Genomic DNA, 16,500 nt, shown 5'->3' with positions numbered 1-16,500 from the left:
ATTTATAAGTGTATTCAACTGTTGACGCTCTTCTAACAAGGTTCATAGAAATAGATAAAAAAAGTGGACTAGAGCTTATTGCCGTTCGTTTACCGAGGGGGAGATTTATTTGGCAATCAAATTCATTGATTTTACTCAAGTGATTGAAAACTCACTGATAGGAATTTTCATACTTAGTAAAACAAATGATGTTATTTACGCAAATAAGCATACATACGATCTGCTTGGCTATGACAAGAAAGAGACGCTTAAGCTGTCTAACATACTACATCCGCAATTTTGGGAAACCTGTCAACATACCATCCAGACAGTGATTCACCAAGAAAAACGCATGGAAGCAATGGAGCAGAAATTAATTAAAAAAGACGGATCGATTCTCCACGTCGAAACTGACGCTTTACCGTACAAACATGAGAATAGTACGTTTGCACAAATACATGTAAGAGATATTTCGAAACGGAAAGTTTTTGAAAAAGAATATGTGTCAAGGGAAGAAGAGTATCAATTAATCAGTAAAAACACCTCTGATGTGTTGCTTGAACTAAGTGAAGAAGGCAAGGTGAAGTATATTTCACCGTCTGTTGAACACGTGTTAGGTTATCAGGAACAAGACTTCCTTGAAGTTGACCTATTAGCCTTTATCCACCCAAGCGACATTCCGAACATAACGAATGCGATTAACTCGTTAAAGGAGGAGGAAGAACCTTTTCTGATTACTTACCGGGTCTGTTCTAAGGAAAACCGCTACATATGGGTTGAGGCAAAAGGGAAAATCATCCACCGGCATAAGGAAAAAAGAATACTGCTTGGACTTCGGGACAATTCTGTTCAAATGGAGACAGAAAGGTTGCTTCGACAATCTGAGAAATTAGCATTAATCGGCGAACTAAGTGCCGGCGTAGTTCATGAAATTAAAAATCCGTTAACATCAATTAAAGGCTTCTTGCAACTTATGCAAGCAGGAACGATTGAAACGAAAGATTATATAACAATCCTAAATTCTGAAATTGAAAGAATTGAACATATCGCCAACGACTTGTTAGGGTTTGCTAAACCTAAAGAAGAAATGGCGAACCTTTCTATTCATCAAGTTTTGGATGAAGTAGTTTTCTTATTAAATGCTCAATCGAAGCGAAAAAACGTTTATATTTATTGGCAGAAAAAAGCAGACGATGTTGAAGTTCTTGGAGATAAATCCCAATTAAAACAAGTGTTTATTAACTTAATTAAGAATGCAATAGAAGCATCTTTTGAGGACGGGGTTATTGATGTTTCGTTAGAAGAACAGGATTCTTTTGTTCTGATAAAAGTAACAGACCATGGTAGTGGTATACCCAAACATAATTTAGACAAGCTCGGTGAATCCTTTTTTACCACGAAAAAGAAAGGCACAGGACTAGGTTTGATGGTGTCTTATAAAATCATTAACAATCATAATGGTAGAATTCACATCGAGAGCGAAGAGAATAAAGGGACAACCTTTATCATTTATTTACCAAAATCACGATGAGCTCTTGTCAGTATTAGGTAATCTTGTGTTTGCTCTTGTAAAACTATCATTTTATGAGATTATGGATACAGTTTAATAAAGTTAAAAGAAAAGGATTCGATACCTATGAATAAACACAATAAAGTCTTGCTTGTTGATGGGATGGCTTTGTTATTTAGAGGATTTTTTGCAACATCATATACAGGTAATTTTATGATTAACAGTAAAGGGATGCCGACAAACGCAATTTTTGGTTTTCTGAATTATTTTGTTAATGCAATCGAGATGTTTAAACCTAACTATGTGATCTGTTGTTGGGATATGGGAAGTAAAACCTTTCGCAATGAAATGTATCCGGAATATAAAGGTAATAGAGGAGAACCACCAGTAGAGTTGATCCCACAATTTGACTTGATTAAGGAAGTTGTTGAGGCGTTTGATGTACCAAATATCGGTATCGCGGGCTATGAAGCGGATGATTGCATTGGTACACTTGCCAATCATTATCATCAAGAAAATGAAGTAATCATTGTTACTGGTGACCAAGATATGCTACAGCTAGTCAAGGACAATATTCATGTTGCTATCATGAGAAAAGGTCAAGGTAATTACGAAGTATTTTCGAATGATACATTTTTTGAACAAAAAGGCTTTTTACCACATCAAGTCGTTGAACTAAAAGCATTGATGGGTGATTCATCAGATAATTATCCAGGAGTAAAGGGAATTGGTGAAAAAACTGCATTAAAACTAATCGAAGCCTACGGAACAACAGAGAGAATACTCGAAAATATCGATGTGCTTAGTAAGGGTGTTAAAAAGAAAATAGAAGAAAATATCGACATGCTTCACTTATCTAAGGACCTAGCTAGAATTCATTGCACGACACCTGTTGAGTGTTCCTTGACAAAGGCGTATTGGCAGATGAATAATGACAAGGTTGCAACCAAGTTAAAGGACTTAGAATTTAAAAATATAACAAGGTGGCTCGACAAAGTAACGATCTAATATGGATAATTTTCAGATGGTGAACAGACACTATAGTTATGGAGGTGTCTGACATGAAACAAAACCGCAATGTAAAAATCGATGGTCGACCGAAGTCTAGTGTTAATCCCCAGGGCTTAACAGAAGACGTGGCCAACCAACGTCCAAAATCCGAGTTAGAAGACAACGCGAAAAACGCAAATACGAAACGTTAAGGTTATGGGATTACCCAGTTCCAAGAGCTGTCTAGCTCCGCTTCCTATCCCTCGGGGTCATAAGACAAACCCTTCTGTGGCAAAGACCGCCACGTCAGGGTTTGTCTTATGCCTGCCTTAGGCTAGCAAGGCGCGACTTGCGCTTTTCTTATTGAAATTGTTGGAGCATGGAGAAAAATTCTTTGACAAAATGATAAAACACTTGTTCGGATGGTGCTAGGTTGCGATGTTTTGGGATGATAATGCCAACGGTTCTTTTTAATGGCGGATTATTGATAATTACTTTTTTTGTATATCTTGAGTTAGCTTCACCAAAGGCACTTTCTGGTAACAGAGTAATCCCGATTCCTGCTGAGACAAGGCCTTTAATCGCATCAAGATCCTCTCCTTCTGAAGTTACATTTGGCTGGAATCCAGCTTGTTTACATCCATCAATCACTAACTTATGGAGAATATATCCTTTTGGAAAAAGGACAAATGCTTCTTTGCGCAAATCACGTAAATCTAGACTGCTGCGTTCAGCCAAAGGGTGGGATGCCGGTACAAGTGCACTTAGGTTTTCAGTAAATAAAATATCACTTTTAATGTCTACTTGATCAGTCGGTACAGGTCCAAGAAAAGCTAAGTCAATGTCGCGATTTTTAACTGCATCAATTAAAAAGTTATAAGATCCTTGCCTTAATTGAAAGGCTACTTTCGGATACTTCTGTTTAAATTCAGAAATGACAGTAGGTAACAAATGACTTGCTAAACTAGTTGGGAAGCCGATTTTAATTGTCCCGCGTTCTGGATCTAAGTGCTCATCAATTTGTTTCTTCGCATGTTCAATGGCTTTCATCGCTGTTGTTGTATGTGTAAAAAAGATTCTTCCGATTTGTGTTAGCTTGACATTTCTGCCCTCCCGTTCAAACAACGCCACCCCTAATTCCGCTTCAAGGTTGGCGATTTGTCGACTAATCGCTGATTGCGCTACGTGTAAATTAGCAGCAGCCTCAGATACGTGCTCACGTTCTGCTACTTCCATAAAATATCGTAATTGTCGTAGTTCCATTTTTACCACTCCTGACCAATCGTTCTCAAAATGAGATAACTTTAATCTATATTATATATTGTTTGGATGAATAAGAAAACCTACAATATAAATAAGAGACCTTTAAAAAGAAAAGAAAAACGGGGGCGTATAAATATGAGTTACAGTCGGATGCCTAAGGCACAAGGGTTATACCGTCCTGAATTTGAACATGACGCATGTGGAATCGGTTTATATGCTCATATAAAGGGATTGCAAACACATGATATTGTGAAAAAAGGATTAGAAATGCTTTGTCAATTAGATCACCGTGGTGGTCAAGGTAGTGATCCTAATACAGGTGACGGTGCGGGAATTATGGTTCAAATACCAGATAGTTATTTCCGTAAAGTATGTTCAGATATAAACTTACCAGAAAAAGGTCGTTATGGCGTTGGGATGGTATTCTTTTCTGATAACGAAGAAGAAAGAATCGAAATTGAAAACCAAGTAAACCAATTAATTGAGCAAGAAGGTCAACAATTATTGGGTTGGAGAACTGTACCGACAGATGTCAGAAAAGTCGGAATTGGCGCACAAGAAACTTGCCCAGTAATTAGGCAAGTGTTTATCGGTGCTGATGATAGTTTAGTGGATGATTTAGCTTTTGAACGAAAATTATATGTTATTAGAAAGCAAGCGGAAAACTGGGCGAACCAACGTGAAGTCCGTTTTTACTTTGCTAGTCTTTCTAACAAAACAATTGTTTATAAAGGACTATTAACACCAAATCAAGTGGATGAGTTCTATCTTGATTTACAAGATGAGGACTTTGTATCTGCTTTTTCGCTTGTTCATTCAAGATTTAGTACTAATACATTCCCAAGCTGGGAGAGAGCTCACCCGAATCGTTACTTAATCCACAATGGTGAAATTAATACGATGAGAGGGAACATCAATTGGATGCGTGCTCGTGAACAACAGTTTGTTTCGGAAGCTTTCGGAGACGATTTGAATAAATTACTTCCTATTTTAAATGATAACGGAAGTGATTCATCTGTTTTAGATAACGCACTTGAATTTTTCACGCTTGCAGGTAGAAAACCAGCACATGCTGCGATGATGTTAATTCCAGAACCATGGAAGAAAAATCCTCATATGCCAAAAGAAAAGAGAGCATTTTATGAGTATTATAGTAGCATGATGGAGCAGTGGGATGGCCCTACTTCCATTACGTTTACCGATGGAAAACAAATCGGAGCAATCTTAGACCGAAATGGCTTACGTCCAGCACGTTACTATGTAACAAAGGATGATTATATTATTTATTCTTCCGAGGTAGGCGTAATTGATGTTGAGGAAGAAAATATTTTATATAAGGATCGTTTAAGTCCTGGTAAAATGCTATTAGTTGACTTAGAAGAAGGAAGAATTGTTTCAGATGAAGAAATAAAGCAGGAAGTTGCGACTGCTCATCCTTATCAACAATGGCTAGATGATAACCTTGTGAAAATAACGGCAAATAATACGAGTGACCAAGAGCCAATTACTAGTCTTTATCAACGACAAAAAGCATTTGGCTACACGAATGAAGATGTCGAAAAATATTTACTTCCACTTGTGAGAGATGGTAAAGACCCAATCGGGGCGATGGGTAATGACGTACCACTTGCTGTATTGTCTGACCGCCCACAATCACTATTTAATTACTTTAAACAGTTGTTTGCACAAGTAACGAATCCACCAATTGATGCTTATCGTGAACAAGTTGTAACGTCAACATTAACTTGGCTTGGACCAGAAGGAAACATTCTACACCCGGACGAAACAAATTGTCGTCGGATACAACTAGATTCTCCGGTAATTACGAATGCTGAATTAGCTGAATTAAGAAATGATACACTCGATGGATTTAAGAGTTATACAATAGATACGTTATTTTCTGGTGATTTAGAACAAGCACTCAATGATATGTTCAATGAAGCTGACCAAGCAATTAACAACGGAGCAAATCTATTAATCTTGTCTGACCGTCATATGAGTGAAACACAAGTAGCGATCCCTGCTTTGTTGGCAGCAAGTGCGCTACACCAGTATTTAGTGCGTCAAGGTAACAGAACGAAAATTAGCTTAATAGTTGAATCTGGAGAAACAAGAGAAGTGCATCACTTTGCAGCATTATTAGGATATGGCGTTGATGCGATTAACCCATATTTAGCTTTAGAGACGTATCGTGATCAAATCGCAAAAGGAAACCTAGAATATACGTACGAAGATGCTGTTGCGAAGTATGTTGATGGCGTTACTGAAGGCGTCGTTAAAGTTATGTCTAAAATGGGTATTTCAACAGTACAAAGTTACCGTGGTGCGCAAATCTTTGAAGCGGTTGGTATTAGTAAAAAGGTAATTGAACAACATTTTACTGGAACTGCTTCACAAATTGATGGAATTGGATTAGAGACAATTGCAAAAGAAGCAATGGACCGTCATCAATTAGGTTACAAAGAAGAGGTTATGAAGTCTCTTGATCCTGGTAGTGACTTCCAGTGGAGAAAGACAGGAGAGCATCATGCTTTTAATCCGAAAACAATCCATACGTTACAGTGGGCTTGCCGCAGGGGAGATTACAGCTTGTTCAAGGAATTCTCTAAGGCTGCTGATGAGGAGCGTTTAGGCTTCTTAAGAAATCTGTTCTCATTTAAAGCAAACAACTCTATTCCAATAGAGGAAGTAGAGTCAGTTGATTCGATTGTCAAACGATTCAAAACTGGTGCGATGTCATTTGGTTCTTTAAGTCAAGAGGCACATGAAGCACTTGCGATTGCAATGAACCGTATTGGTGGTAAGAGTAATAGTGGTGAAGGTGGCGAAAATCCAAACCGTTATACGGTCGATGAGAATGGAGATTTCCGTCGAAGTGCCATCAAGCAAATTGCATCCGGACGTTTTGGTGTGAAAAGTCATTATTTAGTTCACGCAGATGAGCTTCAAATCAAAATGGCACAGGGTGCTAAACCAGGTGAAGGTGGGCAGTTACCAGGTAAAAAGGTTTATCCGTGGGTTGCAGAAGTTCGTGGTTCAACGCCTGGTGTTGATTTAATTTCACCACCACCACACCATGATATCTATTCAATTGAAGACTTAGCACAACTTATTCATGATCTGAAAAATGCTAACCGTGATGCCCGGATTAGCGTAAAGCTTGTTGCAAAAGCAGGTGTTGGAACTATTGCTGCTGGTGTTGCAAAGGGAAGTGCAGATGTTATCTCAGTTGTTGGATATGACGGTGGAACTGGTGCGTCACCAAAGACAAGTATTAAGCATACAGGACTTCCTTGGGAATTAGGTCTTGCTGAAGCACATCAAACGCTAATGCTAAATGGCTTAAGAGACCGCGTTGTCCTTGAAACAGACGGAAAGCTGTTAACAGGAAAAGATGTTGCCATGGCAGCTCTACTAGGTGCAGAAGAATTTGGTTTTGCAACAGCACCACTTGTCGTGCTTGGATGTGTCATGATGCGTGTTTGTCATATGGATACTTGCCCGGTTGGTGTAGCGACGCAAAACCCTGAATTACGTAAAAAGTTCATCGGCGAACCTGACCATATTGTTAACTATATGCACTTTGTCGCAGAAGAGCTACGTGAAATTATGGCTCAACTCGGCTTTAGAACCGTTGATGAAATGGTAGGTCGGACAGATTTATTAGGTGTTAGTGATCGTGCAAAAGAACACTGGAAAGCAAAAGACCTTGATTTATCAACATTGCTTTACCAAGCGGAAGGTCCGCGTACCTATCGTCAACCACAAAATCATAAAATTGATCAATCATTAGATATAACGCAAATTTTGCCAGCTGTTCAATCAGCAATTGAAAAGCAAGAAAAGGTCGATGTATCATTCTCAATCAGAAACATCAACCGTGTTGCAGGTACAATCGTAGGTAGTGAAATATCTAAACGCTACGGTGAGGTTGGTCTTCCGGAGGATACCATTACATTACGATTTACTGGTTCTGCTGGTCAAAGTTTTGGAGCATTCATCCCTAAAGGAATGACGATGCTACTTTCTGGAGATGCCAATGACTATGTTGGTAAAGGGCTATCAGGTGGTAAAATTGTTGTCTCTTCACCGAAAGAGTCAACCATTTTCCCTAGTAAGAACGTGATTGCAGGGAACGTTTCCTTCTACGGAGCAACTGGTGGGGAAGCTTACATCAATGGTATGGCAGGCGAACGTTTCGCTGTCCGTAACAGTGGAGCAAATGTAGTAGTCGAAGGTATCGGTGACCACGGCTGTGAGTATATGACTGGTGGACGCGTAGTCGTACTTGGTGATGTAGGGAAAAACTTTGCAGCTGGTATGTCTGGTGGGATTGCTTATGTTTACACAGAGGCAATTGATACATTCAAAACATTGACTAACCAAGAAATGATTGAGTTTGACACATTTGAAAATGTTGAGGAAGAAAATGATCTAAGACAAATGATTGAAAAGCATGTGTTCTACACAAATAGTAGTAAAGCACGAGCAATTCTTGAAAATTGGGAAACTGAAAAACAAAAAATTGTGAAGGTAATACCAAAAGACTATAAATATATGCTAAACCAAATCCAGTCTTACGTTGACGCTGGTCAAACAGAGGAACAAGCAAAAATGAGTGCTTTTGATGCGAAAAATAATAAAAAGTTAGTTGAAGTGAAAAAGTTAGAAAAGGCTGTCGTACAGTAAGAAAGGAGAGAGGAATCATGGGAAAAGCAACAGGATTTATGGAAATTGAGCGTGAAGAAGCCGTACAACGCGATCCTTTAACTCGCTTAAGTGACTGGAAAGAATATTCAGCTCCTTTCTCTGACGAAGTTATGAGTAGACAAGGAGCGCGCTGCATGGACTGCGGTACTCCTTTCTGTCACATCGGTATGGATATAAACGGGGCAACTTCAGGTTGTCCTGTCTATAACCTAATCCCAGAATGGAATGACTTAGTTTATAAAGGGAAATGGAAAGAAGCACTTGAGCGGTTATTAAGCACAAATAATTTCCCTGAGTTTACGGGGCGTGTTTGTCCGGCACCGTGTGAAGGCTCTTGTACAGTAGCAATCTCAGATCCAGCTGTAGCTATTAAAAATATTGAGCAAGCAATCATTGATAAAGGGTTTGAGAATGGTTGGATAACTCCACGCATCCCTAAAAAACGGACAGGGAAGAAAGTGGCAATTATTGGATCAGGCCCAGCTGGAATGGCAGCTGCTGATCAATTAAATCAAGCAGGTCACTCTGTAACTGTGTATGAGCGTGATGACCGTGCTGGTGGCCTCCTTACGTATGGTATTCCAAACATGAAGCTAGACAAAGAGGTTGTTGGGCGTCGGATTCGTCTTTTAGAACAAGAAGGCGTCGATTTTGTTCTTAGCACAGAGGTAGGAAAAGATATTAGTGCTGATGCGTTAAAAGAACAGTATAATTCTGTTATTTTGTGTACAGGTGCCCAGAAACATCGTGATTTAGTCATTGAAGGACGCGATTCCCAAGGTGTTCATTATGCAATGGACTACCTTAAATTTGCAACGAAGAGTCTACTTGATTCAAATTTTGAAGATGGTAACTATATTGATGCAAAAGGAAAAGACGTTATTGTTATTGGTGGCGGCGATACAGGGGCAGACTGTATTGCAACAGCGTTACGTCAAGGTGCTAACAGTGTGGTACAATTTGGTAAGCACCCACAATTGCCAACGAAAAGAACAGCTAGCAATATGTGGCCAGAATTCCCACAAGTATTTACCTTAGATTATGCACACAAGGAAGCAAAAGCAAAATTTGGTGAAGATATTCGTCAGTATTCGATTCAAACAAAGAAATTCGTTGCCGATGAAACTGGCAAATTAAAAGAACTTCATACGGTAGAAATGAAAAAGGTACAAGACGAAAATGGAATGTTTGTTTTTGAAGAAATTCCAGGGACAGAAAAAGTATGGCCAGCACAATTAGTGCTAATTGCGATTGGTTTTGAAGGACCTGAGCAGCCAGTACTTAGACAGTTCGGTGTTGATACATTCAACCGAAAAGTGGAAGCAAAATACGGCGATTTCCGCACAAATGTCAAAGGTGTATTTGCAGCAGGTGACTCAAGAAGAGGACAAAGTCTCATCGTATGGGCTATTAACGAAGGTAGAGAAGTAGCTTATGCAGTCGATGAGTATCTAATGGGTAGTTCATTACTACCAACTGTAAATGCCTTGTAAGCTTAACTCATAAAGAAAGGACTAACCAACTTTGGTTAGTCCTTTTTTAAAAGGTAAGAAAGTTTAAAAAATCCTAGCGTCGGTCGGATAGTGGACTAATCTTGTCCGAATGCACGCCTAATTCGGACAGTGGAAGGCGATACTCAGTCAATTGAGTCCGAATTCATGCTTAATTCGGACAGTGGAAGCCAATATTCAGTCCATCGAGTCCGAATGCACGCCTAATTCGGACAGGAAAAGCCAATATTCACTCAATCGGGTCCGAATCCGGTCCAAATAGGTACACTGCAGAACTGTTTTCTTACAAAAGTATAAAAAGATTCAAGAGCTGTCTAGTACAGGGGCCGGCACTTTTGTTTTTAAACTGCTTAAAAAAAGATGTTGCTTATTTAAAAACAATAATGGTTGTGTTTTTATGTCTATTAGTAATAGAATGGTATGTATAGTCTAAAAATGGAAAAAGAATGAACACAAGGAGATATGATTATGGAACAACAAATACATATGGAATATGCAGCCACAAAGAAAGAAAAACCAAACGCTGCAGATTTACAATTTGGCCGTGTTTTTACAGATCACATGTTTATTATGGATTACACGGAGGGGAAGGGATGGTATGATCCTAGAATCATCCCATATCAGCCACTTTCGTTAGATCCTGCTGCAATTGTCTTTCACTACGGTCAAACAGTCTTCGAGGGTCTAAAAGCTTATGTAACAAAGGAAGGAGAAGCTCGATTATTTAGACCTGAGAAAAATATGGAGCGATTAAATCGTTCCAACGATCGGATGTGTATACCGAGATTAGATGAGACATTCGCTTTATCTGCAATCAAAAAATTGGTTGGAGTGGATAAGGACTGGATTCCAACAGCTCCAGGTACTTCTCTATACATTCGTCCATTCGTCATCTCGACTGAACCATATTTAGGTGTTGCACCTTCCAAGCAATATCAGTTTATTGTCATTCTTTCACCGGTTGGTGCTTATTATAAAGAAGGCATTAACCCAGTTAAAATTGCTGTAGAAAATGAATTTGTTCGCGCAGTTAAAGGTGGAACAGGGGAAGCGAAAACGGCAGGGAACTACGCTTCTAGCTTGAAAGCTCAGGAACTGGTAGCAGATAAGGGCTATGCGCAAGTGCTTTGGCTTGATGGCTTAGAAAAAAAATACATTGAAGAAGTTGGAAGTATGAATGTATTTTTCAAAATAGATGGAGAAGTTGTTACTCCTGCATTGAACGGAAGTATTCTCAAAGGGGTAACTCGAAATTCAGTTATTAAACTTTTAAAGCATTGGGGAATTCCAGTTACAGAACGTAGAATTTCTATGGAAGAAATTCATCAAGCACACCTTGCAGGTAAGTTGGAAGAGGCATTTGGTGCGGGTACTGCAGCAGTCATTTCTCCAATCGGTGAACTAGCATGGAATGAAAATCAAATGATCGTAAATGATGGTGTGACTGGAAAGATAGCCAAGCAACTTTATGATACATTAACAGGTATACAATATGGAACCGAAGAAGATATTTTCGATTGGATCGTAGAAGTAAAATAAGTGGTTGGCACTTTGTTGCCAACCATTTTTTTTTAATAAACCAAGCTGTCTAGCTCCAGCGCTCACATTCCTTTAGATAACCATAATTATATTATGTAAACCAAAAGAAGTTAAACGTCGATATCTCCATTAAATACCTTTTAGCTCGATGAATGAAATTGCCGTTCAACAACCATGATAAAAAAGTATTTTATAGCAGATATGAGGTAAAGGGGGTGCTTTAAAAATGGCAAATTCAAAAAAAGGATTAACGATCTTAGCTATTAGCTCGATCCCATTAATTATGACATTGGGAAATTCCATGTTAATTCCCATTTTACCAAAGATGGAATCGGAATTAGGTCTTAACTCATTTCAGGTTAGTTTAACTATTACGATATTTTCAGTAACAGCAGCTATCTTCATTCCAATCCTTGGTTATTTTTCTGACAGATTTTCAAGAAAAATAATTATCGTACCCGCATTAATATTATATGGATTAGGAGGCTTGTTGGCAGGATTGGCAAGTGCCCTGTTTGACAGTGCCTACATATGGATCTTAATCGGTCGTGCGATGCAAGGAATCGGAGCAGCAGGAACCGCACCAATTGCCATGGCGCTTACAGGAGATTTATTTAAAGGTGGGGACCAAAGTAAGGTACTTGGTCTAGTCGAAGCATCCAATGGTTTCGGTAAAGTACTTTCCCCGATAGTAGGTTCTTTACTAGCATTACTGGTTTGGTACGGTCCATTTTGGGGATTTCCAGTATTTTGCCTAGTGTCTGTGTTACTGACGGCAATCTTCATCAAAGAGAAAAAGAAAAAGGTACAACCGCCCCCAATAAACAAGTATGTAAAAGGGTTATTTTCGGTTTTTAAACAAGAAGGTCGGTGGCTATTTACAACTTATCTTGCTGGTGCAACTTGTTTACTAACTTTATTCGGTATTTTATTTTATATATCCGATGTCTTGGAAAAAGAATACGGAATAGATGGGGTTACGAAAGGAGCAATCTTGGCAATACCTTTACTTTTTCAAATGGTTACATCATTTATAACTGGGAGTAAAATAGGGAAGAATATGAAAGTAATGAAACGATTAATCGTATTAGGTCTTTTATTTATGACGACGTCGTTTGCTTGTTTAACACTTGTTGACAACTTAGTCCCATTCTTTTCAATTTTGGTTATTAGTAGTGTTGGTACGGGACTTGTTTTACCTTGTTTAAACAGCTTAATTACTGGCTCGGTAGGGAAAGCAAGACGCGGATTTGTGACATCTTTATATGGGTCAGTTCGTTTTTTAGGAGTAGCTATTGGTCCACCTGTATACGGGTGGTTAATGTCTATTTCAAAAAATATTATGTTTTTATCAACTGCAGGCTTAACATTGTTCGTAGCGATATTAAGCTTAACATTAATTCATGTGAAACATGCAGAGGCGCAATCAGATGAAGCGTCAAATTCACTATTTAAAAAACTACAATTAAACACGGAATAAGGAGGAACGTTAAGTAATGCAACTATATTTTTCTCCCGAGTTTTTAAAGGAAGATGCTCAAGTATTAAATATTGTCGATGATAAAAATAAGGCTGTTGGCTATATTGCGTTTTTAATCGAAGAGAAAAAAATGTATGTCTACGGTCAACTAGAAGAAGAAGGAGTATCGGAAGACTTTAAAGATTTGGTCGGACCTTATTTAGAAGGCTTGTCAAAATTGAAATCAGACCTTGAAGTATTCCAATATTTATCTGTTGGGGGAAAAAAGGTAGAAGTAACGACCCAAAGTGAAAATCAATAACACATTTAGGTAATTAGGTGAATATCATATCCTAGCTTTTACTATGGGGGTTAGGATATGGATTTTTTTTGGCAAGCATTTGAACTTTACTATCTTCTCTTTCTATTCTTCGGTCTACTAATCGGCATTATCGTTGGTGCCTTACCCGGTTTAACCCCAACAATGGGTGTTGCGTTAACTATTCCATTCACCTTTTCATTAGGCCCAACGGAGGGCTTAATTGTACTAGGTGGAATTTATTGTGGCAGTGTTTACGGGGGGTGTGTGCCTGCGATTTTAATTAACGTCCCTGGTGCACCTGCTTCTGTTGCAACTACCTTTGACGGGTATCCGATGACAGAGAATGGTGAAGGTAGAAAAGCACTGGAGATTGCGACAATCTCTTCTGTCATCGGTGGATTATTTGGAATGGCGATGCTTGTTTTTTTTGCACCAATTTTCGCTGACTTGTCTCTGAAGTTTGGACCAAGCCAAAGCTTTTGGATTGCTATCTTTGGCTTGACGGTTATTGCGGCGATTTCAGACGGTTCTACAGTAAAAAACTTTATTGGCGGAAGTATTGGAATCCTGTTATCATTTGTAGGAATTAACTCAGTTACCGGCATAACAAGGTTTACACTAGGAACGGATAGTCTAATTGGCGGCTTTAATGTTGTAGCCGTGTTAATTGGTTTATTTGCCTTTCCTCAAGCCTTAAGATTAATTGAGAGTTTAACATCAATTAATAAGAATAAACCAATCATCTATCGGATTAAAGGATCGTCAATTAGAGAGTCTTTTGCAGATGTTTTAAAGAAACCAAAATCAGTGACAATCGGTAGTGTTGTTGGTGGACTGGTCGGTTTAATCCCGGGAGCTGGTGGAAACATTGCTAGTATTCTCTCTTATAATGAAGTGAAACGATTTTCTAAAAACAAAGAAAATTTCGGCAAAGGGGAGAAAAAGGGAGTTATCGCCTCAGAAAGTGCTAACAATGCTATGGTCGGTGGCTCATTAATCCCGTTATTGACATTAGGCATTCCTGGCTCGCCAACAGCAGCTATCTTCTTAGGAGGTCTACTCATTCACGGGATTTGGCCGGGAAGATCTTTATTTGTTGATAATGCTGATGTTGCTTATACCTTTTTGTACAGTATGATTGGGGCACAAATTTTACTATTATTTATTGGCTTGGCACTGATAAAATACATGACAAAAATTGCGCAAATCCCTGCATATTTCATGGCTCCTGTTATCTTATCCTTCTCGGTAATTGGTGCTTATTCTATGCAAAATAACGTATTTGACATCTATACGGTGATTGGTCTTGGTTTGATCATGTTTTTTCTGCAAAAGTTTAATTTTGCTGCAGCGCCAATTGCGCTTGGTTTTATTCTTGGACCTATTGCTGAGGAAGGACTACTTCAAGGAATTCAAGTTGGCACGTCTAAAGGTTCTGCCTTGTCCTACTTTTTTTCAGGAGGAATCAATCTTCTATTTGTCGCTTTAATTGTTGTGACGATATCTTTGTCCGTTTTCCAAGCATTAAGAGGATTTAAATGGCGGCAACCCAATCAGGTGTTCTTAACCAAACGGTTGTCAATTGGTTCGATTTTCTGGATTGCGCTAGGAAGTTTAGTTGCATTGGTCCTGTTTTACTTACAAGGGATGCAGTTGGAACAACGTATATTCCCTCAAATTACGTTAGTGTTTTTACTTGGATTAATTGTGATTGAACTAGTTCACTCATTCGGCAAAGGGAATGAAGGAATAAGTGAGCATATCAAGTGGTCGAATCTACCGATCGTTCTAGTTGTTGTCATCATTAGTTCGTTAACGTCTATTATCGGATATTACACACAAGTACTTCTATTAATGATGATTGTCCCACTTTATTTTGTTTATATAAAACAAAATAAAGATATTAAAATAAAACGAATCATTTTAACATCAGTCATCTTTACCTTGGTACTTTACTGCTTATTCACGGTTGTCTTCCAAGTCCCGTTACCACTTACCCCGGTGTTATTCTAAGTGAAAACCGCCCATGATAAAAACGGCTCAAGCAATAGTTGAGCCGTTTTTTCATGAACATTTTTATCCGTTCTGCTTAAGGCTTGCCTTAGGCTGAACAAGGCATGACTTGCGCTTTTCTTATTGTCTAGCTCCGGGCGCCTACCCCCTCGAGGTCTTAAGCTGATCAAGGCCCCCTGCGCTTTTCTTATTTGACTACACCAATTGATTGTAAGAGGTCTTTATATTTTTTTTGGCGATTTTCAATATCGGTGATGGCTTCTTCGCGGTCCATAATTAGCATGTCTGCTCCGGCTTTTTTCATTTCAGCTTGAAAATCTTCATCGTTTAGAAGCTTTAAGAAATTTGTTTCTAACGTTTCAATCACTTCATCAGGCGTTCCTTCGCGTGCTGCGATGCCTCGGTCCGTACTCATGATTACTTCAGGGTATCCGAGTTCTTTAAATGTTGGAATATCTTTATCGAAGGGATGACGTTCCTCTTGTGCAATCGCAAGTGGGGTCACCTCATCACCTAAGCGGTATATGTCTGATAAATTCCCCGCTATAACGTCTGTATGCCCCCCGAGCAACGACTTAATAGCATCAGAAGACCCTTTGAATGGAACATCCTTTAAATCAATGTCAGCACTTTTTTCTAATAACAAGGTAGCTAAATGCTGTCCAGCAAACTTACCTGGTGTGCCAACTGTTATGGAACCAGGATTACTTTTTGCCTCTTTTACTAAGTCATCCAAACTTTGAATTGGGCTATCTTTTCGAACGGCAAATACGGTAGGGTCACCACCCCAATTGACAATTGGTTCAAATGTATCTAGAGAAAAGGAGGTCTTGTTGACAAGTGGTTGCGTAATAATGTGTGGAAGATTATACGCAACAACTGTATATCCGTCTGGCTTAACGGAAGTGAATTCATTCCAGCCGACTTGCCCTCCGCCACCAGGCTTATTTACGATAGCTATTTCTTCTCCAAAATATTTATCTGCATATTTGGCGATAATTCTTGCTTGTGTATCTGTTGCAGCTCCTGGTGAGAAAGCTACAATCATTTGAATACTCTTGTTAGGGAAGTCACTAGTATCCGAAGACTGGCAGGCGCTAATAAAGACGAGGCCAATCATCAAAATAAATAAAAGCCCCTTTTTTGGTAACGTCACTGTAAGGCACACCCTTTCAAATAATTCATTTCAAATAAGAGTATGCAA

Annotated in this window: 11 protein-coding genes; 9 read left to right on the top strand and 2 right to left on the bottom strand. The window is 38.9% G+C overall.

What is annotated here, in order from left to right; genetic code table 11:
• Window positions 1-109: 109 nt before the first annotated feature.
• From NC799_RS04975 to NC799_RS04965, 3 genes are all read left to right on the top strand, one after another.
• Window positions 110-1,510 (top strand): ATP-binding protein, encoded by a 1,401-nt coding sequence (locus tag NC799_RS04975; RefSeq protein WP_272445271.1) that lies wholly within the window; start codon window positions 110-112, stop codon window positions 1,508-1,510.
• A gap of 105 nt (window positions 1,511-1,615) precedes the next feature.
• Complete coding sequence (locus NC799_RS04970; protein WP_272445270.1) at window positions 1,616-2,497, top strand: 5'-3' exonuclease; 882 nt, start codon at window positions 1,616-1,618, stop codon at window positions 2,495-2,497.
• A gap of 53 nt (window positions 2,498-2,550) precedes the next feature.
• The gene (locus NC799_RS04965; RefSeq protein WP_272445269.1) at window positions 2,551-2,691 is read left to right on the top strand and encodes a small, acid-soluble spore protein L; all 141 of its coding nucleotides are present in this window, start codon (window positions 2,551-2,553) and stop codon (window positions 2,689-2,691) included.
• Window positions 2,692-2,839: 148 nt separating this feature from the next.
• On the opposite strand, the gene NC799_RS04960 is transcribed toward NC799_RS04965, so the two are convergent.
• On the bottom strand, window positions 2,840-3,742 hold the full coding sequence (locus NC799_RS04960) for a LysR family transcriptional regulator (protein WP_272445268.1): 903 nt from the start codon (window positions 3,740-3,742) through the stop codon (window positions 2,840-2,842).
• A 135-nt stretch (window positions 3,743-3,877) separates the two neighbouring features.
• Here NC799_RS04960 and gltB point away from each other — a divergent pair, with 135 nt between their 5' ends.
• The 6 genes from gltB to NC799_RS04930 all read left to right on the top strand — a co-directional run bounded on the left by gltB (window position 3,878) and on the right by NC799_RS04930 (window position 15,296).
• Complete coding sequence (gene gltB, locus NC799_RS04955) at window positions 3,878-8,431, top strand: glutamate synthase large subunit (RefSeq protein WP_272445267.1); 4,554 nt, start codon at window positions 3,878-3,880, stop codon at window positions 8,429-8,431.
• Between the two features lie 17 nt (window positions 8,432-8,448).
• Complete coding sequence (gene gltD, locus NC799_RS04950) at window positions 8,449-9,945, top strand: glutamate synthase small subunit (RefSeq protein ID WP_272445266.1); 1,497 nt, start codon at window positions 8,449-8,451, stop codon at window positions 9,943-9,945.
• Between the two features lie 486 nt (window positions 9,946-10,431).
• Window positions 10,432-11,502 (top strand): branched-chain amino acid aminotransferase, encoded by a 1,071-nt coding sequence (locus NC799_RS04945; protein ID WP_272445265.1) that lies wholly within the window; start codon window positions 10,432-10,434, stop codon window positions 11,500-11,502.
• Between the two features lie 226 nt (window positions 11,503-11,728).
• Window positions 11,729-12,982, top strand: coding sequence for an MFS transporter (locus NC799_RS04940; RefSeq protein ID WP_272445264.1), 1,254 nt, complete (start codon window positions 11,729-11,731; stop codon window positions 12,980-12,982).
• Window positions 12,983-12,998: 16 nt separating this feature from the next.
• Window positions 12,999-13,283, top strand: a complete 285-nt coding sequence (locus tag NC799_RS04935) for a hypothetical protein (RefSeq protein WP_272445263.1) — start codon at window positions 12,999-13,001, stop codon at window positions 13,281-13,283.
• Window positions 13,284-13,340: 57 nt separating this feature from the next.
• Window positions 13,341-15,296 (top strand): tripartite tricarboxylate transporter permease, encoded by a 1,956-nt coding sequence (locus NC799_RS04930; protein ID WP_272445262.1) that lies wholly within the window; start codon window positions 13,341-13,343, stop codon window positions 15,294-15,296.
• 187 nt (window positions 15,297-15,483) lie between these two features.
• Here NC799_RS04930 and NC799_RS04925 read toward each other — a convergent pair whose 3' ends face one another.
• Window positions 15,484-16,452: a tripartite tricarboxylate transporter substrate binding protein gene (locus tag NC799_RS04925; protein WP_272445261.1), complete on the bottom strand. Its 969-nt coding sequence runs from the start codon at window positions 16,450-16,452 to the stop codon at window positions 15,484-15,486.
• Between the last annotated feature and the right edge of the window lie 48 nt (window positions 16,453-16,500).

The organism is Aquibacillus salsiterrae (genome assembly GCF_028416595.1).
Taxonomy (GTDB): domain Bacteria; phylum Bacillota; class Bacilli; order Bacillales; family Amphibacillaceae; genus Aquibacillus_A; species Aquibacillus_A salsiterrae.
This window is presented reverse-complemented; position numbering and strand designations above follow the sequence as displayed.